At 72.2% G+C, this 24,849-nt stretch carries 18 protein-coding genes; 14 read left to right on the top strand and 4 right to left on the bottom strand.

Features of this window, described 5'->3' with window-relative positions; genetic code table 11:
* Nucleotides 1-26 precede the first annotated feature (26 nt).
* Nucleotides 27-1,145 carry a radical SAM protein gene (locus ACF09K_RS33160; RefSeq protein WP_392249046.1) on the bottom strand — a complete coding sequence of 373 codons (1,119 nt, stop codon included), beginning with the start codon at nucleotides 1,143-1,145 and terminating at the stop codon, nucleotides 27-29.
* Nucleotides 1,146-1,419: 274 nt separating this feature from the next.
* Between ACF09K_RS33160 and ACF09K_RS33155 the strand changes: the two genes are divergently transcribed.
* The 3 genes from ACF09K_RS33155 (at nucleotide 1,420) to ACF09K_RS33145 (ending at nucleotide 4,910) form a co-directional block, all read left to right on the top strand.
* On the top strand, nucleotides 1,420-3,126 hold the full coding sequence (locus tag ACF09K_RS33155; protein ID WP_392249045.1) for a carbamoyltransferase: 1,707 nt from the start codon (nucleotides 1,420-1,422) through the stop codon (nucleotides 3,124-3,126).
* Nucleotides 3,123-4,322, top strand: a complete 1,200-nt coding sequence (locus ACF09K_RS33150) for a DegT/DnrJ/EryC1/StrS family aminotransferase (RefSeq protein WP_392249044.1) — start codon at nucleotides 3,123-3,125, stop codon at nucleotides 4,320-4,322. Before ACF09K_RS33155 ends, ACF09K_RS33150 begins: the two co-directional genes overlap by 4 nt.
* A 99-nt stretch (nucleotides 4,323-4,421) precedes the next feature.
* Nucleotides 4,422-4,910 carry a glutathione peroxidase gene (locus ACF09K_RS33145; RefSeq protein WP_392249043.1) on the top strand — a complete coding sequence of 163 codons (489 nt, stop codon included), beginning with the start codon at nucleotides 4,422-4,424 and terminating at the stop codon, nucleotides 4,908-4,910.
* A gap of 314 nt (nucleotides 4,911-5,224) precedes the next feature.
* Here the strand turns inward: ACF09K_RS33145 and ACF09K_RS33140 are convergent, their stop codons facing one another.
* Nucleotides 5,225-6,268 (bottom strand): SGNH/GDSL hydrolase family protein, encoded by a 1,044-nt coding sequence (locus ACF09K_RS33140; RefSeq protein WP_392249042.1) that lies wholly within the window; start codon nucleotides 6,266-6,268, stop codon nucleotides 5,225-5,227.
* Between the two features lie 346 nt (nucleotides 6,269-6,614).
* On the opposite strand from ACF09K_RS33140, the gene ACF09K_RS33135 reads away from it, so the two are divergent.
* Entirely contained in the window at nucleotides 6,615-6,746 is a 132-nt protein-coding gene (locus ACF09K_RS33135; protein ID WP_392249041.1) for a hypothetical protein, read from the top strand.
* Nucleotides 6,747-7,337: 591 nt separating this feature from the next.
* Here ACF09K_RS33135 and ACF09K_RS33130 read toward each other — a convergent pair.
* On the bottom strand, nucleotides 7,338-7,823 hold the full coding sequence (locus ACF09K_RS33130) for a MarR family winged helix-turn-helix transcriptional regulator (protein WP_392249040.1): 486 nt from the start codon (nucleotides 7,821-7,823) through the stop codon (nucleotides 7,338-7,340).
* A gap of 651 nt (nucleotides 7,824-8,474) precedes the next feature.
* Here ACF09K_RS33130 and ACF09K_RS33125 point away from each other — a divergent pair.
* The 6 genes from ACF09K_RS33125 (at nucleotide 8,475) to ACF09K_RS33100 (ending at nucleotide 20,494) form a co-directional block, all read left to right on the top strand.
* Nucleotides 8,475-10,304 carry an amino acid adenylation domain-containing protein gene (locus ACF09K_RS33125; protein ID WP_392249039.1) on the top strand — a complete coding sequence of 610 codons (1,830 nt, stop codon included), beginning with the start codon at nucleotides 8,475-8,477 and terminating at the stop codon, nucleotides 10,302-10,304.
* Between the two features lie 72 nt (nucleotides 10,305-10,376).
* On the top strand, nucleotides 10,377-14,981 hold the full coding sequence (locus ACF09K_RS33120; protein ID WP_392249038.1) for an amino acid adenylation domain-containing protein: 4,605 nt from the start codon (nucleotides 10,377-10,379) through the stop codon (nucleotides 14,979-14,981).
* A 117-nt stretch (nucleotides 14,982-15,098) separates the two neighbouring features.
* Nucleotides 15,099-16,322, top strand: coding sequence for a 3-deoxy-7-phosphoheptulonate synthase (locus tag ACF09K_RS33115; protein ID WP_392249037.1), 1,224 nt, complete (start codon nucleotides 15,099-15,101; stop codon nucleotides 16,320-16,322).
* Nucleotides 16,319-18,319 carry an anthranilate synthase family protein gene (locus ACF09K_RS33110; protein WP_392249036.1) on the top strand — a complete coding sequence of 667 codons (2,001 nt, stop codon included), beginning with the start codon at nucleotides 16,319-16,321 and terminating at the stop codon, nucleotides 18,317-18,319. Before ACF09K_RS33115 ends, ACF09K_RS33110 begins: the two co-directional genes overlap by 4 nt.
* Nucleotides 18,316-18,918 carry a flavin reductase family protein gene (locus tag ACF09K_RS33105; RefSeq protein WP_392249035.1) on the top strand — a complete coding sequence of 201 codons (603 nt, stop codon included), beginning with the start codon at nucleotides 18,316-18,318 and terminating at the stop codon, nucleotides 18,916-18,918. The genes ACF09K_RS33110 and ACF09K_RS33105 overlap by 4 nt, the downstream gene beginning before the upstream one ends.
* 4 nt (nucleotides 18,919-18,922) lie before the next feature.
* Nucleotides 18,923-20,494 carry a 4-hydroxyphenylacetate 3-hydroxylase N-terminal domain-containing protein gene (locus tag ACF09K_RS33100; RefSeq protein ID WP_392249034.1) on the top strand — a complete coding sequence of 524 codons (1,572 nt, stop codon included), beginning with the start codon at nucleotides 18,923-18,925 and terminating at the stop codon, nucleotides 20,492-20,494.
* Nucleotides 20,495-20,581: 87 nt separating this feature from the next.
* Here ACF09K_RS33100 and ACF09K_RS33095 read toward each other — a convergent pair whose 3' ends face one another.
* On the bottom strand, nucleotides 20,582-21,250 hold the full coding sequence (locus ACF09K_RS33095) for an O-methyltransferase (RefSeq protein ID WP_392249033.1): 669 nt from the start codon (nucleotides 21,248-21,250) through the stop codon (nucleotides 20,582-20,584).
* Nucleotides 21,251-21,504: 254 nt separating this feature from the next.
* Here ACF09K_RS33095 and ACF09K_RS33090 point away from each other — a divergent pair, with 254 nt between their 5' ends.
* Genes ACF09K_RS33090 through ACF09K_RS33075 form a run of 4 tightly spaced genes read left to right on the top strand, consistent with a single transcriptional unit; the run spans nucleotide 21,505 to nucleotide 24,768 of the window.
* Complete coding sequence (locus tag ACF09K_RS33090; protein ID WP_392249032.1) at nucleotides 21,505-22,005, top strand: VOC family protein; 501 nt, start codon at nucleotides 21,505-21,507, stop codon at nucleotides 22,003-22,005.
* Nucleotides 22,002-22,952, top strand: coding sequence for a hypothetical protein (locus ACF09K_RS33085; protein WP_392249031.1), 951 nt, complete (start codon nucleotides 22,002-22,004; stop codon nucleotides 22,950-22,952). The genes ACF09K_RS33090 and ACF09K_RS33085 overlap by 4 nt, the downstream gene beginning before the upstream one ends.
* A gap of 44 nt (nucleotides 22,953-22,996) precedes the next feature.
* Nucleotides 22,997-23,896 carry an LLM class flavin-dependent oxidoreductase gene (locus ACF09K_RS33080; RefSeq protein WP_392249030.1) on the top strand — a complete coding sequence of 300 codons (900 nt, stop codon included), beginning with the start codon at nucleotides 22,997-22,999 and terminating at the stop codon, nucleotides 23,894-23,896.
* The gene (locus ACF09K_RS33075; RefSeq protein WP_392249029.1) at nucleotides 23,893-24,768 is read left to right on the top strand and encodes a PhzF family phenazine biosynthesis protein; all 876 of its coding nucleotides are present in this window, start codon (nucleotides 23,893-23,895) and stop codon (nucleotides 24,766-24,768) included. The genes ACF09K_RS33080 and ACF09K_RS33075 overlap by 4 nt, the downstream gene beginning before the upstream one ends.
* The last annotated feature ends 81 nt before the right edge of the window (nucleotides 24,769-24,849 follow it).

Genomic DNA, 24,849 nt, shown 5'->3' with positions numbered 1-24,849 from the left:
CTTCTGGCATTCCGCCGCCCACGGGATCAGTGGGATGACGGTTCCCCGGCCGGCTCGAAGACCGGCGTGAACGCCGATTTCAACTCTCGTAGCCGTTCCAGAGCGCGAGGTCCGGCGTACGGGGCGCAGCGTGCGATTTCCTGCTCGGAGATGCCGCCGAACAGATAGAGGTTGACCACGTCGATCGGTCCGGTGCAGCTCTTGCAATACGGAAAGCGCGGCCGGGGCTGCATGAACATATCGTAGTGCTGGTGTTTCCCGAACTGTTCGTGGATGAGTTCGGGGCTCTCCTTTATGTTGCCCATGGGTTTGAGCCAGGCGTACGGGCAGCAGGAGACGTCTCCCTGTCCGAAGAGTTGCACCATGGTCGCCGTCGCGTAGCACCGCAGGGTGCGGACGCCGGTGCGCAGTTGATTCCCGATGTGTTCCACGAAGGCCCGCGGGGGAAGCACCGTGGACAGTTCGTCGTAACGCTCGAGGAGTGGCGCGAAATGGTCGCCGAGGGGTGGTGTGTGGGTGGTCTTGGTCTCGCCGCGCACCGGGAAGAAGTAGAGCATCACGCCGCGCCCGTACCGTTCGAGCAGGAACTCGGCGAAGTCCGCCTGGCCGGTGGCGTTGAGGTCGCTGATCACCGACTGGATCTCGACGGGGATGCCCAGCTCCACCGCGTGGTCCAGGTGCCGCATGATGACGTCGAAGAGCCGGTGCTGCTTCGGCGGCAGCCGGTGGCCGTTCATCTCCAGCGTGTGGCCGTCGAGGGAGAGGCACAGCTGGACGTTGCCCAGCGCGGCGAGCGCCTCCAGCCGGGGCGGCGTCAGGAAGACACCGTTGGTGATGACCTGCACGACCTCGTACTTCTCACTGCACTCCGCGACGAACTCGGTGGAGCCTTTCAGCCAGAAGAACTCACCGCCGCTCAGGCGCATGATGGGGCTGTCCACCTGACGGTGGTAGGCGTCGAGGATCTCGTGCCAGTCCGCTCGCCGGTCGGTGGTCAGGCGCAGTCGGGCGTCCGGGACCTCCATGAGGAGGTTGAAGTCCTCGGTGAGGCAGTAGGAGCACCGCATCTGGCAGAGTTGCTCCTCGATGACCATGTCGTTCATCAGGAGTTTGAGACGGTCCTGCCCATCGCGATGCGCGAACATCGCATCACGATAATGACTTTTCAGGGCCATGCCTTATCACCGCACCCAGGTCGTATTCGCGCATGACTCTTCCGTTGGGCAACGATCCTAAGTTCACCTCGAAGGCAGGGTCAATGAGGGCTGCCGAGGGTGCTGCCGTTCGGCTGGAACTCGACTTGATCCGGCCTGAGGATGGCTCATATCCGCCTGCTGACTGACCCGTTGCGACCGGGTAGCGTTACGCCCCACGTACTCGCCAAATCCGCAGACCTGCAACGGGAGTAAGGACGGCAGTATGCTCGCTCTGGGGCTCGGCGGTTCCAACCACGACTTCTCGGCCTGCCTCGTCGAGAACGGTGAGATCGCCGTCGGTATTGAAGAAGAGCGGCTGACCCGCCGCAAATACGCGGTCAATGTGAATTCTCTGGCCAACCAGTGCTGGCGGTACTGCCTGACGACCAAGGGGGTCCGTCTCGCCGAGGTGGACGCGATCGTCGCGGACGACACCCTGCTGCCCAGCTGCTATTTCCCGTTCCGCAGCCGGACGACGCTCATCCACCACCACATGGCGCACGCCGCCAGCGCTTTCCTTCCCTCGCCCTTCCCCGAGGCAGCGGTCCTCGTGGTCGACGGGGCCGGCAGCCTGTTCGAGGGCCAGGGCGTCGAGACCATGACCATGTCGGTCGGCAACGGCACGGAGATCACCGAGATCTCCAAGGTGTACGGGACAAACTGGAGCACCGACGGCCTGCGGGAGACCCGGGTCTACCAGGCCGGTGACAGCGACCACTCGCTGGGCTTCATGTACAAGGCGGTCAGCAGGGCCATCGGCTTCACCCTCTACGAGGAGGGCCCCTGGTACCTGACCGAGGACGGCAAGACCATGGGGCTGGCACCCTACGGGACCGACCGCTACCGGGCGGAGTTCCGGCGCCACCTCGACCTGCTGCCGGAGGGCCGGTTCGAGCTGCACCTGAAGGACGGCGGACTGCTGCACTTCGTCGAGCACGCCCTGGACGGGCTCGAGGGGGACGAGCGCTTCGCGCGCGGCGCCGACCTCGCCTGGGCCGCCCAGGACCTGCTGGAGACCGCCGTCCTGCACGCCGCCGGCTGGCTGCACCGGGAGACCGGCCTCACCCGCCTGTGCCTGGCCGGCGGTGTCGTCCTCAACTCGGTCGCCAACGGCAAGATCCTGCGGAACACGCCGTTCACCGACGTCTTCGCCCAGCCCGCCGCGGGCGACAACGGCTGCGCGGTCGGCTGCGCCTACTACGGCTACCACGTCCTCGGCGAGCAGCCGCGGCCGCGTGGACCGAAGGCCCCGCGCACGGCCCCCCGGCCGCAGCGCCACACCTACCTCGGCCGCCGGTACGGCACCGAGGAGATCCAGCGCGCGCTCGACGCCTCGGGCCTGCCCCACCGGCGTGTGGAGCGGCCGGCCCGGCTGGCCGCCGGCCTGCTGCCGCAGGGCGCGCTCATCGGCTGGTTCACCGGAGGCTCGGAGTTCGGACCGCGCGCCCTCGGCCACCGCAGCATCCTCGCCGACCCCCGCCGCGCGGAGATGAAGGACATCCTCAACAGCAAGGTCAAGCACCGCGAGGCGTTCCGTCCGTTCGCCCCCGCCGTCCTGGCCGACCGGGCCTCCGAGTACTTCGAGCTCGACATCGAGTCGCCGTACATGCTGATCGTCGCGCCGGTGCGGGACGACAAGCGCCAGGAGGTGCCGGCCATCACCCACGTGGACGGAACGGCGCGGGTCCAGACGCTGACGCCGGAGGCGAACGGCACCTTCTACGAACTGGTGGAACGGTTCGGCGAGCTCACCTCCGTGCCCGTGGTGCTCAACACCTCCTTCAATGACCGCGGTGAGCCGATCGTGGAGACCCCCGAGCAGGCGCTGGCCTTCTTCGGACCGAGCCGGCTCGACTACCTCTTCCTGGAGGACTTCGTGGTGGCGCACAGCGCGACGGACCTCGACACGGTGACGGAGGCGGACGCGTGACGGGCGACCCGGGGATGCGGTACGAGACCTGGCGGGCCCTCGCGCTGTGGGGTGAGGAAGAGGAGGCCGCGGCCCTGGAGGTGATCCGGTCACGGTCGCTGTTCCGTTACTACGGGCCGGACCTGCGCCACCGGACCGACCTGTTCGAGACCGCGTTCTCCGAGGCCGCGGGGGTTCCGCACACCGTCGCCGTGTCGTCGGGCACCGCCGCGCTCACCGCCGCGATGATCGGCCTCGGGATCCCGGCCGGGGCCGAGGTGATCGTGCCCGCGGTGACCTTCGTCGGCAGTGTCGGCGCCGTCGTCGCCGCCCGCGGCATCCCCGTCTTCGCCGAGGTCGACGACTCGCTGACCCTGGACCCCGCGCTGCTGGAGGAGCGGATCACCGAGCGGACCTGGGGTGTCATGCCGGTGCACCTCAACAACGCCGCCGCCGACATGGAACCGATCCTGGAGGTCGCGCGGCGGCACGGACTGCGGGTGATCGAGGACGCGGCCCAGGCCGCCGGCGTCCGCTACGGGGGGCGGCCCGTCGGCAGCCTCGGCGACGCGGGCGCGTTCAGCTTCCAGCTCGACAAGAACATCACCGCCGGTGAGGGCGGCGCGGTCACCACGACCGATGCCGACGTGTACGACCGGGTGGCCCGGTACCAGGACCAGGGCGGCCAGTTCACCACCTCCAAGGGCGCGACGCGCGGAACCGGCGACAGCCCGCCGTTCGTCGGCGTCAACCTGCGCATGACCGAGCTGACCGCGGCCGTCCTGTCCGCGCAGCTCCCCCGGCTGGCCCCCATGTGCCGGCGTCTGCGGGATGTGGCGCGCCAGGTGCGCGGCGAGATCGCCGACCTGCCGGTCCGCTGGCGGAGGCTGCCGGACGAGGAGGGATCGGGCGGCGATCTCACGCTGTTCCTTGACTCCCGTCTCCAGGCGCGCGCCTTCGTCGCCGGCCTGAACGCCGCCGGCGTCCCGGCGCACACCATGTACCAGGGACAGCCGGTCACGGCCAACCGCGCCGTACGGGAGGGGCGGACACCCTGGGGCGTGGAGTGGGAGCGCCCCCCGCGCCACCGGATCAGCGAGGGACTCCTCGGCCGTTCCGTCACCGTCGGTCTGGGCGCCGCCATGACCGACGAGGACGTCGACGCCGTCGTCACCGCCTTCCGCAAGAGCTACCAGGACGTCACCGGGACCGGCTGAACGATCCTGCCCGACCGCACCGTCCGACCGCACCGTCCGACCGGTGTGACCGACCGATCCGACCTACCGTCACCGACACAAGTGGAGCGACGCGCCGACATGTCCCTGTACGACATACCCGTTCGCACACTCGCCGGGGAGCCCGGTGACCTGAGCCCCTACCGGGGCAAGGTCCTTCTCGTGGTGAACGTGGCCTCGCAGTGCGGGCGCACACCGCAGTACGCGGCGCTCGAGGAACTGCACCGGCGCTACGGACCCCGCGGGTTCGCCGTCCTGGGCTTCCCCTGCAACCAGTTCGGGCAGCAGGAACCGGGCAGCCCCGAGGAGATCCGGGAGTTCTGCTCGACCACGTACGACGTCACCTTCCCCCTCTTCGAGAAGGTGGACGTGAACGGCCCGCGACGGCACCCGGTCTACGAGATCCTCACCGCCGCCCACGACGAACGCGGGGTGGCCGGGGACGTCGAGTGGAACTTCGAGAAGTTCCTCGTCTCGCCCGACGGTGTGGTGGCCCATCGCATCGGGTCACGCGTCAAGCCGGACGCCCCCGACGTCATCGCCCGGATCGAAGCACTGCTGCCGTCCTGATCACCGCCCCGCGCCGGGCCGCGCCACGGAGAGCACCCGTACGCGCTTCGCGATGCCCCCCGCCCATGGTCGTGAACTGCCGGCCGTGATCGGCGAACTGCTCGGCGTCCCCCCGCCGTCGGCCGCAAGGCCTTCACCACCCGGTGGCCGCAGCTGTACGAGGACCGGGCCGGTTCCTCACGCGGAGCACCGGCCCGCCTGACCGCGTACCCACGGCTGTTGCGAACTCGGCGTGACCGCGTGGACGCCCCGGCGCCGGAGCCGTCGGCCGGGGGAGGGCCGACGGCTCCGGCGTCAGGGTTCGGACCGGTGGGTCAGTGTTGGCGGAGGGCGATGCGGATCGCTCGCTCGACCTGTGCCGCGGTGTTGGCGTGCCCCGCGGCGTTGGGGTGGATCATCGTGGCGTGCTTCTCGATGGGACCGCAGTCCACCGGCGTGCCGGGGAACGTGGTGGGCCAGTAGTCCGCGGCGTCGCCGCAGATTCCTTCCATCCACTTGGTGCCCGCGGGCTGACAGACGTCGTGGCCCTCGCTGGAGGGGTAGACGTTGACGTAGCGGTCGCCGAAGAACGACGAGGCCCGCTGGATCGTCTTGTTCAGCGGCTTGAGGACGTCGTCACGAAGCCAGTCGATGTCGGCGTGGGTGGTCGTGTCGAATTCGGTGAGGGACCCGCGGGTGCAGTCACTGCCCTCGGTCGGCATGATGGCCGGGTAGCCGATGTTGATCACCTTGGCGTTGGGCGCGGCCCGGTGGACCTCGGCCAGCATCTCTACGTACTCGTTCTGGACCCGGGCGAGCCTCTCCCGGACGCTCTCCACCCCCTCGGGCGGGTCGGTGAAGTACTCGCGGCAGGACTTGCCGATCGCGCCCTGCTCGAGGCACTTGGGGAAGATGTCGCCGAAGGGCAGGCTGTTGCCGCCGATGGCGATGGTGACGATGTCGGTCTCGTCGTCGAGCCCGGCCCGCACGATCTGCGTGTCCACCGCGGGCCAGCCGTCGGCAGGGGTCTGGACCGGGCTGATCGGCGTCTGCTTGACCTTGGCGATGTTCGCGATGACGGCGCTGCTGCAGGCGACGTTGGTCAGGCGGACGTACTTGCCCGGCGGGAACTCGGCGAGTTCCCGTTCGACCACGCTGGGGTAGGAGTCGCTGGTCCGGGCGCAGCCGTCCTGCGACGGATCCCCCAGCGGTGGCTGCGGGTCGCCGACGAAGACGCCGGCGGTGAACGAGTCACCGAGTGCGGCCCACTCGTACGGGTCGGCCGCGCCGGCGGAGCCGGAGGGTAAGAGCGTGGCCGCGGCGAGCGCGAGCCCGACGGCCAGGGCTCGCGTGCGCGGGCGGGAGACAGGGTGTCGCATGGATCCTCCAGGATCGGCGGAAGACGTCCGGACGGCCGGAACACGACGCCCGGGGCGGAGCACACCTCAGCCGCAATGATCCGTGCCGTCGCCCCGCCCTGTCCGGCGAAACGGTTCGCCATCACCCGATCGGACCAATTGATCGAACCTTTAGCTTCGACTACCTACATGACCTGCTAAAATCGCGCGCGCGACACGGGGTGATCGGGGCGATGGACGCGGAATCCGTTGCCCTCGGGGCCCGCCATGACCGTCCAGGAGCCGCCCCGTTCCGTGGCCGAAGCTTCCCCTTGATCGCGGACCCCCGGAGGCCGGGATCTCGAGGATCCGGAGGAAGCGGTACCGGGTGGGAAGCAAGCGCACGAAGCGGTACACCGAGGAGTTCGAGCGGGACGCGAGGGAACCGCTGCGAGCAGTGCCGGGGCCCGGGTCGTCCAGCATCTCCACCGAACGCATGTCGAAGGGCAGCGGCGTGTAAAGAGAGCGGTCCTGCAATTCCCGCAGTTCCGGGGAGACGGCGAACTCGTACACCCTCCGTGCGCGCGGTGCGAGCGTGGCGATCCCGTCCCAGTACAACAGCGCCTGATGGAGCACTTCCGTCGGTGGCTTCACCAGCGGGTAGTAGAGCAGAACCGGCATCTCGCCTCCCCGTGAACACCCCGTTGAGTACGGGGTGTTCACGGTAGCGGAGAGGTCGACCGCCCAGCCTCCGGCGGCATGCCGTGAGGCGGTGCGCGCCCGCCTCCGTGAGAGAACCGGACGGGCGCAGGCGGGAGATGCCGCCGTGGGGACGGACGTCCATGCGTGCGTACGTGCCCACGGAGGGGCCGGCAGGACGAAGCGGTGGCCGGTGTCGGGCCGGAGACGGGCGCGCGGGTGCGCGGGTGCGCGGGTGCGCGGGTGCGCGAGAGGACGGTAGCGGACCGGCCGTTCTCGGCCACCGGTCACGTGCCGGGTGGCCTCGTCCGGATGGGCGGCGGTCGCCTCGGCCGGGCACCGCGGGCCGGGTGGGGGCCGGCGGCCGGGGAAGTCCGTCGCCCGGTACCGGCGCCCGTGCGGACCGGACGGCTCAGGGCTGTGCCTCCGCCGGTTCCAGGTGCGGTTCCAGGGCGTCGGCGACCTTGTTGCACAGCTCGACGAACATCGCCCGCTCGCCGGGGCTCAAGGTGGCCCCCACGATGCGGGCGTTCTCGCGTCGCTGCTCGGCGACCCGGGTCAGGAAGGACTCGCCGGTCCGCGTGAGCGAGGTGGTCAGTTCGCGCCGGTCCTCGCCGAGCGTCTGCTGTCCGACGAGTCCCAGGTCCTTGAGCACCCGCAGCGCCTTGGAGGTCGTCGCCCGGGACACCCCGAGCGAGGCGCTGAGCACCGAGGGCGTCATGGGGCCGCGGATGCGCAGCAGTTCCAGGACGTCGTACTGCTGCCAGGTGACGCCCTCCGGGTTCGAGCGGGTGCGACGGGCGACCAGGATGCACTGCAGGTGGGACAGCGCGTCCTCGAGTTCGCCGGGCACGGCCGGGGCCTCGCTCGCGCGTCGTGGACTGTCGGTTCGGGTCATCAGCGCCCCTCCGGTTGGTTACCCATCATCAACGACCAGGATGCTCCCGGGGGGCACCAGCTGTGTCGATGTGGACTTCGCCACATGGGGTGGTTTCTGTAGGGAAATCATATACCAGTGATCCCTGTGGGGAACCCCCTCCGTCCGGAGGGGTGTCGCGCGTCGCGGCCCACCTCTTCGACGACAGGGGAAGCAATCCCTCCGGATTCATCGCCGAGGGTACCGACGTGCCGTCACCCGAACCAAGTGATTTCCCACGGGAAAGCATTTTGCGTGACAAGTCATCGGTGTCCATATGCTTTCCCGGCGGAAAACGGATGGCTGAAAGGGTCCGTTCCGCGGATGGGGGACCGGGGCGGCCGGCGAGGTCCTCCCGCCGCGCCGGTCGGGCGGAGCGCGGGTCCGACTTCCCGGGCGTGCCGGGCGAAAGTCGGGGCAGGAGCAGTTGCGGCGGGGGTGGAGCGCTGGTTCGGCCCCCTCGGGATCGAGGTTGACACGCCGAAGAATGTCGACCTAACGTGATTTCCGAACAGCAACTATCGTTTTTCAGGCGATTTGTGCTTATCTCTTGACAAGCCGGTCACTGGACGTCAGGTGTGTTCGTCCCTGAGGACGCCCGGTGGCCGTCCGCCAGCGAGGCAAGGAGCACCTGTGCTCACGGAGAACGCATTAGGCGAGGCACGTACCGCTGATTCCCTGACCCTCACGGAGGGCTTCGACCGGGTCGTGCGGACCGCCGGAGACGAGGTCGCCCTCGTCTCCGGCACACGGACCCTGACGTACCGCGAACTGAACGAGCGGGCCGAGCGCACGGCCCGCGCGCTGATCGCCCGGAAGGTGGCGCCCGGTGACCGGGTCGGCGTGTACCTGCGCCGGTCACCCGACCTGTACGCGGTCATGCTCGGCATCCTCAAGGCGGGCGCCTGCGTGGTGCCGGTCAATCCGGACCACCCCGCGCCGTTCGTCGACCGGGTGCTGGCCGAATCCGCGCCCACCGCCGTCGTGCACGACGCGGGAGCGCCCCGAGCGGCGGCCCGCCTCACCGGTGCGCCGCTGTGGGTGCCGGCCGACGAGCTGACCGCGGCCGCGGAGCCGCGGGACGGCATCCCGCTGCCGCCCGTGTCCGACCCGGAGGGCACCGCATTCCTGATGTTCACCTCCGGGTCCACCGGCAGGCCCAAGGGCGTGCGCATCGCCCACCGAGGGCTGGCACGGCTCGGCCCGTACAGCGGTGACCTGCGGATGGGGCCGGGGGACTGCCTGGTCCAGTCCGCGGCGTTCTCCTTCGCCGCGTCCACCATCGAGATCTGGCTCGCCTTCCTGCACGGCGCACGCCTCGTCGTGATGCCGCACGGGCTGCCCAGCCTGCCCGTCCTCAAGGACGCGATCGTCCGGCACGGCGTCACCGCCCTCTCGCTGCCCTGCGGTCTGTTCAACCTGCTGGTGGACGAGGAGCCGGAGTGCCTGGGCGGCGTGCGGCTGATCCTGCTCAGCGGCGACTTCCCGTCGCCGCGGCACCTCGCCCGCGCGACCCGCGCGACCCGCGCCGTCGTCTACAACGGCTACGGCTGCACCGAGAACTCCTCCATCACCGCCCTCCACCCCGTCCGCAGCGCCGACGACGTCACCCGCGAGGAACGCGTACCGGTGGGGCGCCCGCTGCCCGGGGTCACCCTGGAGGTCCTGGACGACGCACTGCGGCCCTGCCCGCCCGGCGCCCCCGGCCAACTGGCCGTCGGCGGCCTCGGCCTCGCCCAGGGCTACCTGGACGAGCCCGCACTCACCGCCCGCAAGTTCGTGACCGGGCCGGACGGACGGCGCCGCTACCTGACCGGCGACCTGGCCCGCACCACCGGGGACGGGGACGTCGTCCTCATCGGCCGCGCCGACAGCATGGTGAAGATCCGCGGCTACCGCGTCGAACTCACCGCGGTCACCCTCGCCCTGCGCGCGCTGGACGGGGTCCACGACGCCGTGGTCAAGGCGTTCCCCGAGGACGCCGGCGACAAGTCCCTGACCGCCTTCTACACCACCCCCGACGGACGGCCGCTCGACGGCGCCGACCTGGCACGCCGACTGGGCGAACAACTGCCGTCCTACATGGTCCCCTCCTCGTTCCACCACCTCGCCGACCTGCCGAGGAACGCCAACGGAAAAGTCGACCGGTCCGCCCTCACGGACCCCTCGACGACCCCGGACAAGCCGAAGAAAGGTGACACCACCATGCAGAACCCGCTCGAGACCGTCGTGCTCCAGGCCTGGAAGGACATCTCCGGCGCCGAGGACTTCACCACCACCGACTCCTTCCTCGGCCACGGCGGGAACTCGCTGCACTTCGTGCAGCTCGCCTCCCGGCTGCAGAAGATATTCGGCGTCGAGGTCAGCACCGAGGACGTCTTCCGGCACGGCACCGTGGAGCAGCTGGCACGCTTCGTGGAGCAGGCGCGGGACACCGCACGCAACCCCGCCCGGACCCGGTAGGCATCACCCGGCTGCGGCCGTACGGCGCCCGCCGCCGGCGGCCGGTGGATCTCCGCAGAGGACAACGAACCGGTGAACTCCCCCCTCGAAACCGCCGTACTCGACCTTGCCCGGACCGCCCTCGGCAGCGTCGACCTCACCGCGCAGGAACCACTCGCCGACCGGTGCGGGCGCCCGGAAGCGCTCGACGGCCTCGCCGCCACGCTGACGGCGGTGTTCGCCGTCGAGATGACCGGTGCCGACCTGGCGGCCGGCACCACCGTCGCCGACCTGGCCCGACGCCTGGCCGACCGGCGCGGAGCGCCCCGGGAACCGGAACTGCGCGCCGGGCTCGCCCCACGCGACGGGCGGGCCGTGGAGGCGTCGTACGGCCAGAGCGGCATCTGGCTGATCGACCAGTACCTGCCCAACCCGGCCGCCTACAACGGCCCGTTCTTCGTCCGGCTGCCGTTCCCGGCCGACCCCGGACGCCTGCACGCCGCGGTGCGCGGGGTGCTGCGCCGCCAGGAGATCCTGCGCACCACCTACACCCTGGACGGCGGCACACTCCGGCAGACCGTCTCGCAGGACGACGACGCGGTCCTCTTCGACGTCGCCCGGTACGGCGACGACAAGGAACTCGACGCCCTGGTGCACCGCGTGGCCAACCTCCGCCTCGACCTGGCACACGGACCCGTCGTCGCCGTGACGTGCGCCCTGGGGCCCGCGGAGCAGTCGGCCGTGATCTGCAACATCCACCACATCGCCTCCGACGCGGCCTCCGCCGGCATCTTCGTGCGGGAACTCCTCGACGCCTACGACCGCACCGGCCGCGGCCTGCCGGTCGAGGCCGACCCGCTGCGGCCCACCTACGCGGACTTCAGCCAGTGGTACCGCGACCGGCTCACCGACGAGGCCCTGACCCGCTCCCTCGACCACTTCGCCGACCGGCTCGCCGGGGAGCTCCCGGTGCTCGACCTGCCCACCGACCGGCCCCGCCCCCCGGTGCAGCGGCACCGCGGCGGCAGCCTCGCACTGCACCTGCCGGCCGCCCTGACCGACGACTTCGAGGCGCTCGCCCGGGACGAGGGCGTCACCCTGTTCATGGCCCTCGTCGCCGCGTACGTGGTGTTCCTCTCCCGGCACACGAGCCAGCGGCGCGTACTGATCGGCAGCCCCGTCTCGCTCCGCGACGACCCGGCCACCCACGACCTGATCGGCTACTTCGTCAACCTGGTCGTGCTGGGGCAGGAGATCGACGACCGGATGACCGTCCGGGACGTGCTCCGCCAGGCACGCCAGGAGGTCGGCGACGCGCTGCGGCACAAGTGGGCCCCCTTCGACAAGGTGGTCGAGCGCCTCCGGCCGCCGCGCAGCAACGGCTACACGCCGCTCGTGCAGACCATGCTCGTGCTCACCCAGGACGGCTCCGGGATCCGCCACGGCGACACCGGACTGCGCGTCGAGCGCGGTGCCGCGCACGGCTCCAAGTACGACCTGTCCCTGGTCTTCGAGCGCGCGCCCGACGGCCTGCACTGCCTGATCGAGTACGACGCGGACCTCTTCGACGAGGCGACCGTACGGGCCATGGGCGGCCGGCTGCGGCACCTGATGGAGCAGTTCGTCCGGCACCCCGGCGCGGCGCTGCACGAACTGGAGGCGCTCGGCGCCGAAGAGCGCGGTGCCGTGCTCGCCCGCGGGGACCTGACCGCGCACGCCGCGCACGACGCCCCCGTCATGGAGATCTTCGAGGCCCAGGTCCGGGCGACCCCCGACGCCGTGGCGCTGGAGGACGACGACACCGCCGTGACCTACCGGGAACTCGACGAGCGCGCCAACCGGCTCGCCCACGTCCTGCGCGCCTGTGGCGCGGCGCCCGGCACCCGGCTCGGCATCTGCCTGCCGCGCTCCCCCGACATGGTCGTCGCCCTGTTCGCCGTCCTGAAGACCGGAGCGGCGTACGTCCCGCTCGACCCGTCCTACCCCCGCCGGCGGCTCACCCACACCCTGCGCGACGCCGACGTCCTGGTGACCGTCACGGACAGCACGCTGGCCGGTGAACTCCCGCCCGGTGAGGAGCTGTTCCTCCTCGACCGGAACACCGAACGGATCGCCGCGGCACCCGCCACCGGACTCGGCCGCACCAAGACACCCGACGACGAGATCTACGTCGTGCACACCTCGGGCTCCACCGGCCTGCCCAAGGGCGTCGTCATCGCCGACCGGACCGTGGCCAACCTCGTGCGCGCCCAGCACCGCTGCTCACCGTGCGGGGCGACCGGGCGGACGCTGCAGTACATGTCGCTGTCGTTCGACGTCTCCGTCATGGAGATCCTCGGCACCCTGTGCGTCGGCGGCACCCTCGTGCTCGTCCCCGAGGAACTGCGCAAGGACCTGCACGCCCTGGCCGGCTTCCTCGCGCGACACCGCGTCAACCGCGTCTACCTGCCCTACATCGCGCTCCAGCAGCTGGCCTCGCTGGCCACCGACGCCGGTCTGCGCCTGGACGACCTGCGCGAGGTCACCTCCGTGGGCGAGGCCCTCGTCGTCTCCCCGCAGATCAGGGAGTTCGCCACCCGCCACCCGGCGCTCCGGCTGGTGAACATGTACGGCCCCTCGGAAACCCACCTGGCCAGCTGGCACCCCCTCACCGGCGCGCCCGCCACCTGGCCCGACACCCCGCCGATCGGCCGCCCGGTGGACGGGGTACGGCTGCTGGTCCTCGACGCCCACCTGCGCCTCGTACCCCCCGGCGTCCCGGGCGAGCTGTACATCGGCGGGCCCGTGCTGTCCCCCGGGTACCGCAACCGGCCCGCGGAGACCGCCCGCCGCTTCCTGCCGGACCCCTTCGGCGGTCCCGGCGAACGGCTCTACCGCACCGGGGACCTGGTGCGCTGGAACGGCGACGGCGAGCTGGAGTACCTCGGCCGGACCGACGACCAGATCAAGATCCGCGGCTACCGGATCGAGCCCGCCGAGATCGAGGCCGCGCTCGACGACCTGGACGGCGTCACCTCCGCCGCGGTCACCGCCGTGGACCTCGCCCCCGGCGACCGCCGCCTCGTCGCGGTCCTGGAGTCCGCGCGGACCTGGGAGACCGCCGAGCTGCGCCGCGCGGTGTCCGGCACGCTGCCCGACTACATGGTGCCCGCACTGGTCGTCCCGGTGGAGCGCATGCCGACCGCCCCGAGCGGGAAGATCGACCGCCGGGCCGTCGCCGGCCTGGCCGCCGCACGGGCGACCGAGGCGCGCACCGCACCCCCCGAACCCGCGCGACCGCCCCGGCCCGGGCTCGAACAGCGGATCGCCACCGAGTGGGCGGACGTGCTGAAGGTGCCCGCGGTGGGCCGGGACGAGGACTTCTTCGCCATCGGCGGCAACTCCATCATCGCCACCGAACTGGTCTACCGGCTGCGCCGGGCGTTCGACCAGGACCTCTCGCTGCGCGCCCTGTTCGAGAACCCCACGGTCGCGGGCATGGCCGTCCGGCTCGGCACCGGCACGGCACCGCCCACCACCGCCCCCGCCACGCTGCGGGCGGACGCGGAACTCACCGGCGGCCTGCCCGCCGTCACCGGCACCCCCGTGCCCGTCGCCCGGGCCGGCGACGTGCTGCTCACCGGTGCGACCGGCTTCCTCGGCGCCTACCTGCTGCGGGAACTGACCGCGCGGCCCGGCGGCCGGGTGCACTGCCTGGTGCGGGCGGCCGACGCACGGGCCGGCACGGCCCGGCTGCGGGCCGCCGCCGACCGCTACCTGCTGGACGGGCAGATCGACTGGGACCGGGTGCGCGCCGTGCCCGGCGACCTCGCCCGGCCCGGTCTCGCCCTGCCCGCCGATGAGTACGACGCACTGGCCGGCACCGTCGACGTCGTCTACCACGCGGCCGCCCACATCAACTTCGTGCTGCCGTACGCCTCGGTGAAGCCGACGAACGTGGACGGCTTCCGCCACGTCCTGCGCTTCGCCGCCACCGGCCGGCCCAAGCACCTGCAGTACATGTCCACCATCGCCGTGTTCGCACCGGGCGAGTCGCCCGGCGGCGCGGTCCTCACCGAGGACGACGTGCCCGACGCGTGCGAGAGGCTGGGCATCGGCTACACCCAGAGCAAGTGGGTCGCCGAACGCATGGCCCTCGCGGCCCGCGCCCACGGCGTCCCCGTCACCGTCCACCGCATCGGGCGGATCTCGGGCGACAGCGTCACCGGCGCCTGCCAGAGCGACGACTTCCTGTGGCGGCAGATCAAGAGCTTCGTCGAACTCGGCTCGGCACCGCCGGCCGAGGACCTGACCACCGATCTGCTGCCCGTCGACTTCGTCGCCCGCGCCGTCGTCGCCCTCGCCCGCCACCCCGCCACCCACAACCGCACCCTGCACGTGTTCCACCCGAGCGGATCGGACTTCACCCCGGTCCACGCGGCCCTCCGCGCCGACGGCCACCGCCTCGAGATCGTCCCGGCCGACACCTGGCTGGCACGGCTGGAGGACTCCGCCCGACGCCCCGGCGGCAACGCCCTGGCGGCAGCCGTGCCCCTCTTCCGCGAGGGCGCACTGGAACTCGGTGACAACACCTACGGCAACGCCGCCACCACCCGCCTGCTGACGGAACTCGACCTGGCGTGGCCCGCCATCGACCAGCAGGCGATCGCGCGGATGATCCGCTACTTCCGCTCCGTCGGAGAACTGGCCGGCGACTGAGGAGACCCCTGTGTCCCGGGCCCTTCCGACAGCGCCGCCGACCCGGCGCCTACCGACCATCCATCAGCACGGCAATCGCCGCGGCGGTCGCCGGACACCGGAAAGCACGAGCAAGCCATGCCAACGAGCTCCTGCCCCGACACCGCATACGACAGCCTCATCCCCTCCGTGGTCGCGGCACTGCCGGCCGCCCAGCAGCCGCGGTGGCCCGACCCCGGCCGCCTCGCCCGCGTCCACGCCGAACTGGCCCGCGCCGAACCGCTGGTGACCTACGACAGCGTGCTCGCCCTGCGCCGGCTGCTGTCCCGCGCCGCCGACGGCGAACTGTGCGTCCTGCAGGCCGGTGACTGCGCCGAGGACCCCGCCGAGTGCGACCCGGCCGCGCTGGCCCGCAAGGCCGAGATGCTGGACGTCCTCAGCGACATCGTGCGCACCGGCGCCGGACGGCCCGTCGTCCGGGTGGGCCGGATCGCCGGACAGTACGCCAAACCCCGCTCCCAGCCGGAGGAGGAGCACGACGGCGTCCGGCTGCCGGTCTTCCGCGGGGCCCTGGTGAACGCCCCCGCCCCCGACCCCGCGGCGCGCCGCCCCGACCCCGCCCGCATCCTCCGCTGCCACCGGGCCGCCCGGCAGGCCCTCGCCTCCCTCGACCGGCTCGGCCGCGGCGAGGGGGCGCCCGCCGAAGCACGGGTGTGGACCAGCCACGAGGCGCTGCTGCTCGACTACGAACTGCCCCAGGTGCGCCGGCACCGCTCGGGCCGCAGCTACCTCGCCAGCACCCACTGGCCGTGGGTCGGCGAACGGACCCGGCAGCCCGACGGCGCCCACGTACGGCTGCTGGCGCACCTGGACAACCCCGTCGCCTGCAAGATCGGCCCGACCACGACCGTGGAGCAGGTGCTCGCCCTGTGCGCCGCGCTCGACCCGGAGCGCTCACCGGGACGGCTGTCCCTGGTCGCCCGGTTCGGCGCCTCCCGCATCCACGGCCTGGCCCCCCTGGTACGCGCGGTGCGGCGGGCCGGCCACCCGGTGCTGTGGCTGTGCGACCCGATGCACGGCAACGGGGAACGCACCGGGCACGGGCTGAAGACGCGCCGGCTCACCGCCGTCATGACGGAGATCGGCCGGTTCGTCGACATCGTCTCCGCCGAAGGGGGCCGCAGCACCGGACTGCACCTGGAGGCGTCCCCGGACGACATCGTCGAGTGCAGCGGCGCCGGCTTCACCCCCGCGCCCGGACCGGCCTACCGCACCCTGTGCGATCCCCGGCTGAACCTGGTGCAGGCCGTCGCGGCGACCGCCTGCTGGCGACTGCCCGCCGCCCTGGGGGCCGCCGCGTGAACGGTCCCGCGCACACCGCCCACGGCCTCGCCGCCCTGCTGCCCGCACCCGGCGCCCCGTTCGCCCTCCTGCACCGTCCGGGCGCCGGGCACCCCGACACCGTGGACGTCGTCAGCGGGCCCGTGCGCACCGCCGCCACCCTGTCCGACCTGCGCCTCGACACCGCGCCCGGCCTGCCGGACGCGCCCGCCGCACCACTGGACGGCCCCGGCCCCGCGCACCGGGTCCTCGCCCTGGTGCCCCACCGGCAGATCGCCGAACGCGGCTTCGCGGCCCCCGACGACGGCACCCCGCTGCTCGCCATGGACATCACCACCCAGCACACCGTCCCCCTGGACCGGCTGCTGGCGCTCCTGCCGGAGCGGGAACTGCACGTCGAGGAGGAGGGGTTCGACCTGGACGACGACCGGTACGCGGCCGGCGTCGACGCGCTCACCCGCCGGGAGATCCAGAGGGGCGAGGGCGCCAATTTCGTCCTCGCCCGCAGCCTGCACGGCCGGATCCGCGACTTCGACCGGACCCGGGCACTGGCCGCCCTGCGGCGGCTGCTGACCGCGGAGAGCGGCGCCTACTGGACGTACCTCGTCTGCACCGGCGACCGGTACCTGATCGGCAGCTCCCCCGAACAGCACGTGCGGGCGACCGGTACGCGGGTGTCGATGAACCCCGTCAGCGGCACCTACCGCTACCCGCCCGGCAGCGGCCCGGACCGCGACGGCCTGCTGCGGTTCCTCGCCGACCCCAAGGAGATCCACGAGCTGTACATGGTCGTGGACGAGGAACTGAAGATGATGACCGAGCTGTGCGGCCCCCGGGTGCGCGTCTGCGGTCCCACGCTCGCCTGGATGTCGCGCCTCGCTCACACCCAGTACCACCTGCACGGCGAGTCCGCGCTGCCGCTGACCGACATCCTGCGCGCCACACTGCCCGCGCCCACGGTGACGGGCAGCCCGGTGGAGAACGCCTGCCGGGTCATCGCCCGGCACGAACCCGCGGGCCGGGGCTACCACAGCGGCGTGCTCGCCCTGGCCGGCCGGGAGGACGGACGGCGCGCCCTGGACGCGGTCATCCTGCTGCGCACCGCCGACATCACCGCGGACGGCGCCGTACGCCTGACCACCGGTGCGACCGTGGTGCGCGACTCGGTACCCGCCGAGGAGGCCGCGGAGACCACGGCGAAGGCCGCCGGACTGCTCACCGCGCTGACCCGCGACGACCGCGCCCGCCTCCCGGCCCCCGCCGCCGCGGGCCCGGGCGGCTCGCTGGACGCGGACCCCGCGGTGCGCGCGGCACTGCGCGCCCGCAACGACGCCGTCGCCGCCTTCTGGCTCGGCGACCGGGCGCGCCCGCCCCGGCCCCGCCGCCCCGGCCCGCGGGTGGCGGTGGTCGACGCGGAGGACCGGTTCACCAGCATGCTCGCCCAGCAGCTCGGCGCGGTGGGCTGCCGGGTCGACCTCCACCCCTGGTGGTCCGCCCTGGAAGCGGCCGACGACCCCGGCACCGTCCTGCTCCTGGGGCCGGGGCCCGGCGACCCCCGGGACGTGGCCGACCCCCGGGTGGCGCGGCTGCGCTCGCTGGCCGCCCGGCGCCTCGCCCGGCGGCTGCCCCTGGCCGCGGTGTGCCTCGGCCACCAGGCCGTCTGCGGGGTGCTGGGACTGCGCCTGGTGCGGCTCGCACGGCCCCGCCAGGGAGCGCGGATGCGGGTCGGCCTGTGGGGGCGCGAGCGGCACGTCGGCTTCTACAACAGCTTCACCGCGCGCTGCGACACCGACCGGTGCACGCTGCCCGGGCCGGACGCCGCGGCCCGCGTGTGGCGCGAGGACGGGGGAGAGGTGGTCGCGCTGGACGGCCCGGGGCTGGCCACCGTCCAGTTCCACGCCGAGTCGCTGCTCACCGAGGACGGTCCGGACCTCCTGCGCGAACTGGTGGACCGGGCCCGCCGGACCGGGCGGCGCACCGGCGTCCTGACGTCCCACCGAACGGAGGAGCACGCGTGAGCCCGACCCGAACCGCCCCCGCCGCGGCCGGCCCCGCCGTCGACCCGCGGGAACTGCGCCGCACCCTCGGCCACTTCGCGACCGGTGTGACGGTCGTGACCTGCCGGCGCGGCACCCTGCTGCACGGGGCGACGGTGAACTCCTTCACCTCCGTGTCGCTCGACCCGCCGCTCGCCCTGGTCGCCCTGGACCGCCGCACCCGCCTGGCGGCCCTGCTGGACGACGGCCCCTTCGTCGTCAACCTGCTCGGCGAGCACCAGCAGGACCTGGCGCTGCACTTCGCCGGCCGCCCCTCGGCGCACGCCGTGCCCTGGGTGGACGGCGACGGCGACCGGCCCCGGCTGGACGGCACGCTCGGCCACCTGGTGTGCCGCCCGTGGCGCACCTACGACGGCGGCGACCACACGCTGCACGTCGGCCGCGTCGAGGAGTTCGCCGCGGCCGGGGGCCGGCCGCTGCTGTTCCACCGCGGTCTCTTCCCCCGTCTGATGCCGGAGGAGCCGCAGCCGGAGGGGCCCGCCGCGGTGTGGTCGCTCTGTCTGGACGGCCCCGGACCGGCCATGGAGCAGTTCGTCACCGATCACGAGATACGGAAGTAGGGACATGGCACCCGACAACGGACAGTCCGCAGCACCCGGCACGGCCGGGGAGCCCGCCGGCGGCGCCCGGGTCACCCGGCCGCTGACGGGGGACGAGTACATCGAGAGCATCCGCGACGGGCGGGAGGTCTGGGCGTACGGCGAGAAGGTCGACGACGTCACCAAGCATCCGGCGTTCCGCAACACCGTCCGGATGACGGCCCGCCTGTACGACGCCCTGCACGACCCCGAGCACCACGACGCCCTCACCGCGCCCACCGACACCGGCAGCGACGGCTTCACCCACAAGTTCTACCGGGTGCCGCGCAGCGTGCAGGACCTGGTGGGGGACCGGGACGCCATCGCCGAGTGGGCCCGGCTGACCTACGGCTGGATGGGGCGCAGCCCCGACTACAAGGCCAGCTTCCTGGTCACCCTGGGCGCGAACCCGGAGTACTACGGCGACTTCGCGGACAACGCCCGCCGCTGGTACGCCACCGCCCAGGAGCAGGTGCTGTTCTGGAACCACGCGGTGATCAACCCGCCGGTCGACCGGCACCGGCCCGCGGACGAGGTCGACGACGTCTTCGTGCACGTCGAGAAGGAGTGCGACGACGGCCTGGTGGTCAGCGGGGCCAAGGTGGTGGCGACCGGGTCGGCGCTCACCCACTTCAACTTCGTGGCGCACTACGGCCTGCCCGTGAAGAAGAAGGAGTTCGCCCTCGTCGCCACCCTGCCCCTGGGGGCGCCCGGCGTGAAGCTGGTCTGCCGCCAGTCCTACGAGCTGGCCGCGAGCCGCACGGGCAGCCCGTTCGACTACCCGCTGTCGAGCCGGCTCGACGAGAACGACACCATCTTCATCCTGGACAAGGTCAAGATCCCCTGGGAGAACGTCCTCATCTACGGGGACACCGCGCGGGCCGGCACGTTCCTGCAGACGTCCGGTTTCACCCACCGGCTCACCTTCCACGGCGTGACCCGGCTGGCCGTCAAACTCGACTTCCTCGCGGGCCTGTTGCTCAAGGGCCTGGAGGTGACCGGCACCAAGGACTTCCGGGGCGTCCAGACCCGGGTCGGCGAGGTGCTCGCCTGGCGGAACATGTTCTGGGCGCTGAGCGACGCGATGGCGCACCATCCGGACCCCTGGCACGACGGCGCCCTGCTGCCCAACCTCGACTACGGCATGGCGTACCGGTGGTTCATGACCGTCGGCTACCCGAGGGTGCGGGAGATCATCATGCAGGACCTCAGCAGCGGTCTGATCTACCTCACCTCGTCCGCCAAGGACTTCCAGGAACCCGAACTCCGGCCCCACCTGGACCGCTTCATGCGGGGCTCGGGCGGCTACGAGGCGGTGGAGCGCGCCAAGCTCATGAAGCTCATCTGGGACTCGGTGGGCACGGAGTTCGCCGGACGGCACGAGCTGTACGAGCGGAACTACTCCGGCAACCACGAGAGCGTCCGCATCGAACTGCTGCACGCCCAGACGGCCTCCGGCCTCGTCGACCGGTACAAGGGGTTCGCCGAACAGTGCATGGCGGAGTACGACCTGGACGGCTGGACGGCCCCGGACCTGGTGCCGCCCGACATCGACTGAGCGGCGCCGTCCGCCGGTCGCCGGGCGAGCCGGACGGTGCGGCACGGGGCGGGGGAGGGCCGCCCGCCCCGTGCCGCTCCCCCCGGCTCAACCGGTGATCAGGGCCAGCGTGAAGCCGTCGTACCCCTTGGTGCCGACGGTCTGGATCGAGGTGGCGGTGACGTCCGTGCGATCGGCCAGCAGCTCGTGGAACCGGCGCACTCCCTGGACACCGGCGTCCGGGTGGTCCGGGTCGGTCACCGCGCCGCCCAGGACGACGTTGTCGACGACGACCACCGCGCCCGGCCGGGACAGCTTCAGCGCCCAGGTGAAGTACTCGGGGATGTCGGGCTTGTTGGCGTCCACGAACACCATGTCGAAGGGGGCGGTACCGGGCCGGTCCAGGGCGGGCAGGATGTCCAGCGCCCGGCCGACGTGCTGTTCGACGAGGTGGGCGACCCCCGCCTCGGCGAGGCGGGACGCTGCCGCGTCGGCGAAGGACCGCTCCCACTCGATGGTGACCAGACGGCCGTCCGGCGGCAGCGCGCGGGCCAGCCAGATGCTGCTGTAGCCGCCGAAGGTGCCGATCTCCAGGATGCGCCGCGCCCGGCCGACACGCGCGAGCAGATGCAGCAGTTTGCCCTGCGGGGCACTGACGGCCAGGTCCGGCAGATCGAAGTCCTCATGGGCCCTGGCGGCTTTCGAAAGTGCTTCGTCCTCCTTCACGAGAAGGGAGCTGAAATAGGCGTCGACACTGTTCCATCGCTCTTGTTCCATGACCGCAATAATTCACGAGAGCGCCGCGGATGGCAAGAGTGAAATTCGGCTGCAATGCTGTCGCTGATCTGTCGAAAAAGCAGGTCAACGGCCTGATCAATGCTGTCTTTGATTTCGGATCAGTGAATTCGAAATGTTTCTTGAGGGTATCCGCCAATTCCCTGGGTACGACATTGACTGAGGTCCTCTCCGCTCCCTAGCCTCTCTTTTCGGAACCTTGCGGCAAACCATCCCTCCCCAAGGAGTGTCACACCGTGCGAGAAAGCTCGGCCTCCACACTGGAGGCACCTCCCGCGAAACTGGTGCCGACGATGCACCACCTGGGCGTCCAGACCGGCGACCTGGACAACTGCCTGGCCTGGTACAAGGACTTCTTCGGCTGCGCCGAGACGTGGACGCTCACCACCTTCTCGGACCTCACCCGCAGCAGGCTCCCGGGCATCACCCGGCTCACCGAGGTCGGCGTCGCCGACGTCCGCTTCCACCTGTTCGAACGCACCGGGCACGAGCCGGTGCTGCCCGGCGGCAACAAGGCCCAGTTCCAGCACGTCTGCCTCGCCGCCGGCTCCCCCGAGGAGCTGCGGGCCTGGCGCGACCGCTGGCTGGACCTGTACCGCTCGGGCCGCTACCACTTCGCGACCGACGAGCAGCCCACGGACATCGTGGTCGACGCCGACGGGGTGCACAGCTGCTACCTGTTCGACCCCAATGGCCTGGAGTTCGAGTTCACCCACGTCCCGGGAGGTGCCGCATGAGCGCCGGGCCGCGCAGGACCGTCACCGAACTGCCGGTGGCCGAGGGCTGGGACTTCGGGGACTTCCCCTACGGCCTGGAGCCGCTGACCCTGCCCGAACCCCCGCACCGGCCCGCGGCCGACGTCCCGGACGTGCTGTGCGCCGAGCCCGCCGGTGCGGCCGGGCCGCCCTGCCCGCGCACCGGACCGGCTCCCGGTCTCCCCGAACTGGCCCACCAGCTCTTCTGGTTCCGCTGGATCACCGGGCACCAGGTGACCTTCGCCGTCTGGCAGCTGCTCGGCCACGCGCTGCACCAGGCGCACGAACGGCCGGACCCCGCCCCCTCGCTGAAGGCCATGACGGAACTCACCCGGGCCTACACGGCGATGCTGCTCTACACCAGCTCCTGCCCCAAGGACGTCTACGGCGACGTCATCCGGCCCAGCATGTTCCTGCAGCACCGCGGCTTCAGCGGCACCTGGGCACCGGACTTCGCCCCCGTCCGCCGGCTGCTGCGCGGCAGGAGGACACCGTGGCACGACACCCCCGAGGGCGGACGGCTGGCCGACGAGGTCCGCCTCTACCACCTGGTGCACTCGGGCGTCGCCGCGAAGCTCGTGCCCGGCGGCAGGTCCCTGCTCCAGGACACCGTCCCGGCGGCCCGGCCCCACGACCCCCGGCTCCAGGCGCTGGTCTACGACAACTACTTCCTCACCCTGCGCGCCGACGTGCCGACCGCCGAGATCCTCGACCAGCTCCGGCGCCGGCTGACCGCGGTGCGCCTGGACGTCTCGGTCAACGGCCTGTACCCCGGACTGACCGAGCCCGAGGACGCCGCGCTCCCCGAGGAACTGCGCAGCGAGGACGCCCGGGCCTGCGAACGCGACTTCGACGCCGTGCTCGCCCGCGTCGACGCCCTGGCCGCCGCGCTCGACGAGCGGTTGCTCCACGGCAGCATCGCCCGCTGAGCCCGCCCCCCCCGGACACACGACAGGAGAGGAGCTGACGGACCGTGCGGCACGGAGTCGTCGTCCTGCCCGAACAGCGCTGGTCACGGGCCCGCGAACAGTGGGTCCGCGCCGAGGAGTTCGGATTCGACCACGCCTGGACCTACGACCAGCTGATGTGGCGGTGGCTGCGCGACGAACCCTGGTTCGGTGCCGTGCCCACCCTGGCGGCGGCGGCCGGGGCCACCTCCACCCTCACCGTGGGCACCATGGTGGCCACCCCCACCTACCGGCACCCGGTGACGCTGGCCAAGGACGTGATGACGCTCGAGGACATCGCCGGCGGCCGCTTCGTCTGCGGGCTGGGAGCCGGGGCCGGCGGCCTCGACGACCGCGTCGTGGACCCGACCGCCTACTCCCCACGGCAACGTGCCGACCGTTTCGCCGAGTTCGTGGAGCTGCTCGACGAGCTGCTGACCCGGCGCAGCACCACGTACACGGGCACCCACTACGACGTCCGGGAGGTGCCCATGCACCCGGGCTGCCTGACCACGCCCCGGGTGCCGTTCGCCATCGCGGCGACCGGACCGCGCGGCATGCGGCTGGCGGCCCGCCACGCCGACCTGTGGGTCACCGCGGGGCGGCCCGGCGACTTCGACGCCCGGCCGTACGAGGAGACGCTGCCGGAGATCAAGGAGCAGCTGGCCCGCCTGGACGAGGCGTGCGAGCGGACCGGACGCGACCCCGCCACCTTGCGCCGGCTGCTGCTCACCGGTGCCACGGTGGGCGGCACCCTCGACTCCGTCGAGGCGTACCGCGACGCCGTCGGCCGCTTCGGCGAGCTCGGCATCACCGACTTCGTCGTGCACTGGCCCCGGCCGTCCTTCCCCTACCGGGGCAGCGTGCGGGTGCTGGAGCGGATCGCACGCGACGTGCTGACCGTCCGGAGCCAGGAGCAGCCGTGATCGACTACGAGATCGTCGACATGTTCACCGGCACCCCGTTCGAGGGCTGCGCGCTCGGGGTCGTCCCGGACGCGAGCGCACTCGACGACGCCGGCATGCAGGCCGTCGCCCGCGAGGTCGGTCTCACGGAGACCGCGTTCGTCCTGCCCCCCGGGAGGGCCGGTGCCACCCACCGGGTCCGGGTCTTCACCCCGTGGCGGGAGTCGCCGTACGGCGGGCACTCCGCCGTCGGCACGGCCGCCACCCTGGTCCGCCTGGGCCGGCTGCGGGCGGGGGAGCTGGTCCAGGAGTGCGGCGGGCGGCTGATGGCGGTGCGCGCGAGCGCCCACCGGGCCACGCTCGCCGTGCGCGGTGAGCCGGCACCGCCCGCCGCCTGGGACGCGGGACCGCTGCTGGAGGCGTGCGGACTGACCGGGGACGACCTGGTGGCCGAGCCGTGCGTGACCGGCTTCGGGCCGGCGTTCCACGTGCTGCCCGTCACGAGCGGGGCGGTCGCCCGCGCCGTGCACCGGCCGGCGCACCCGGTGTGGGCCGACTGCCCCGACGCGGTGCTCGTCGCCTACGACAGCCGTCGGCAGCGGGCCGACGTGCGGGTGTTCGCTCCCGGGTACGGCATGCCGGAGGACCCGGCGTGCGCCTCCGCGGCCCTGGGCCTGGGCGCCTGGCTCGTCCGTGCGGGCCTGGTGCCGGCGGCGGACGGCACCAGCGCGTACCAGGTCCGGCAGGGGGCGGGACTGGGCCGTCCGGCCCGGCTCGACTGCGCCGTGACCGTGCGCGGGGGCCGGGCGGCGGCGGCCGAGGTGACCGGAGAGGTCGCGGCCACCGGCGCCGGCCGCATGCACCTGCCCCGCACGGCGGCCGTCGCCCGCTGAACCACCGCTCCACGCACCGCACGGTACGGAGGGCTCGCCGCGGAGAGCTCGGCGAAGAAGAACCCTCCGAAGAAGAACCGG

The sequence above is a fragment of the Streptomyces sp. NPDC014882 genome, from assembly GCF_043081325.1.
GTDB lineage: Bacteria > Actinomycetota > Actinomycetes > Streptomycetales > Streptomycetaceae > Streptomyces.
Note: the sequence above shows the minus strand (reverse complement) of the source record. Positions and strands in the feature narration are given on the sequence as shown.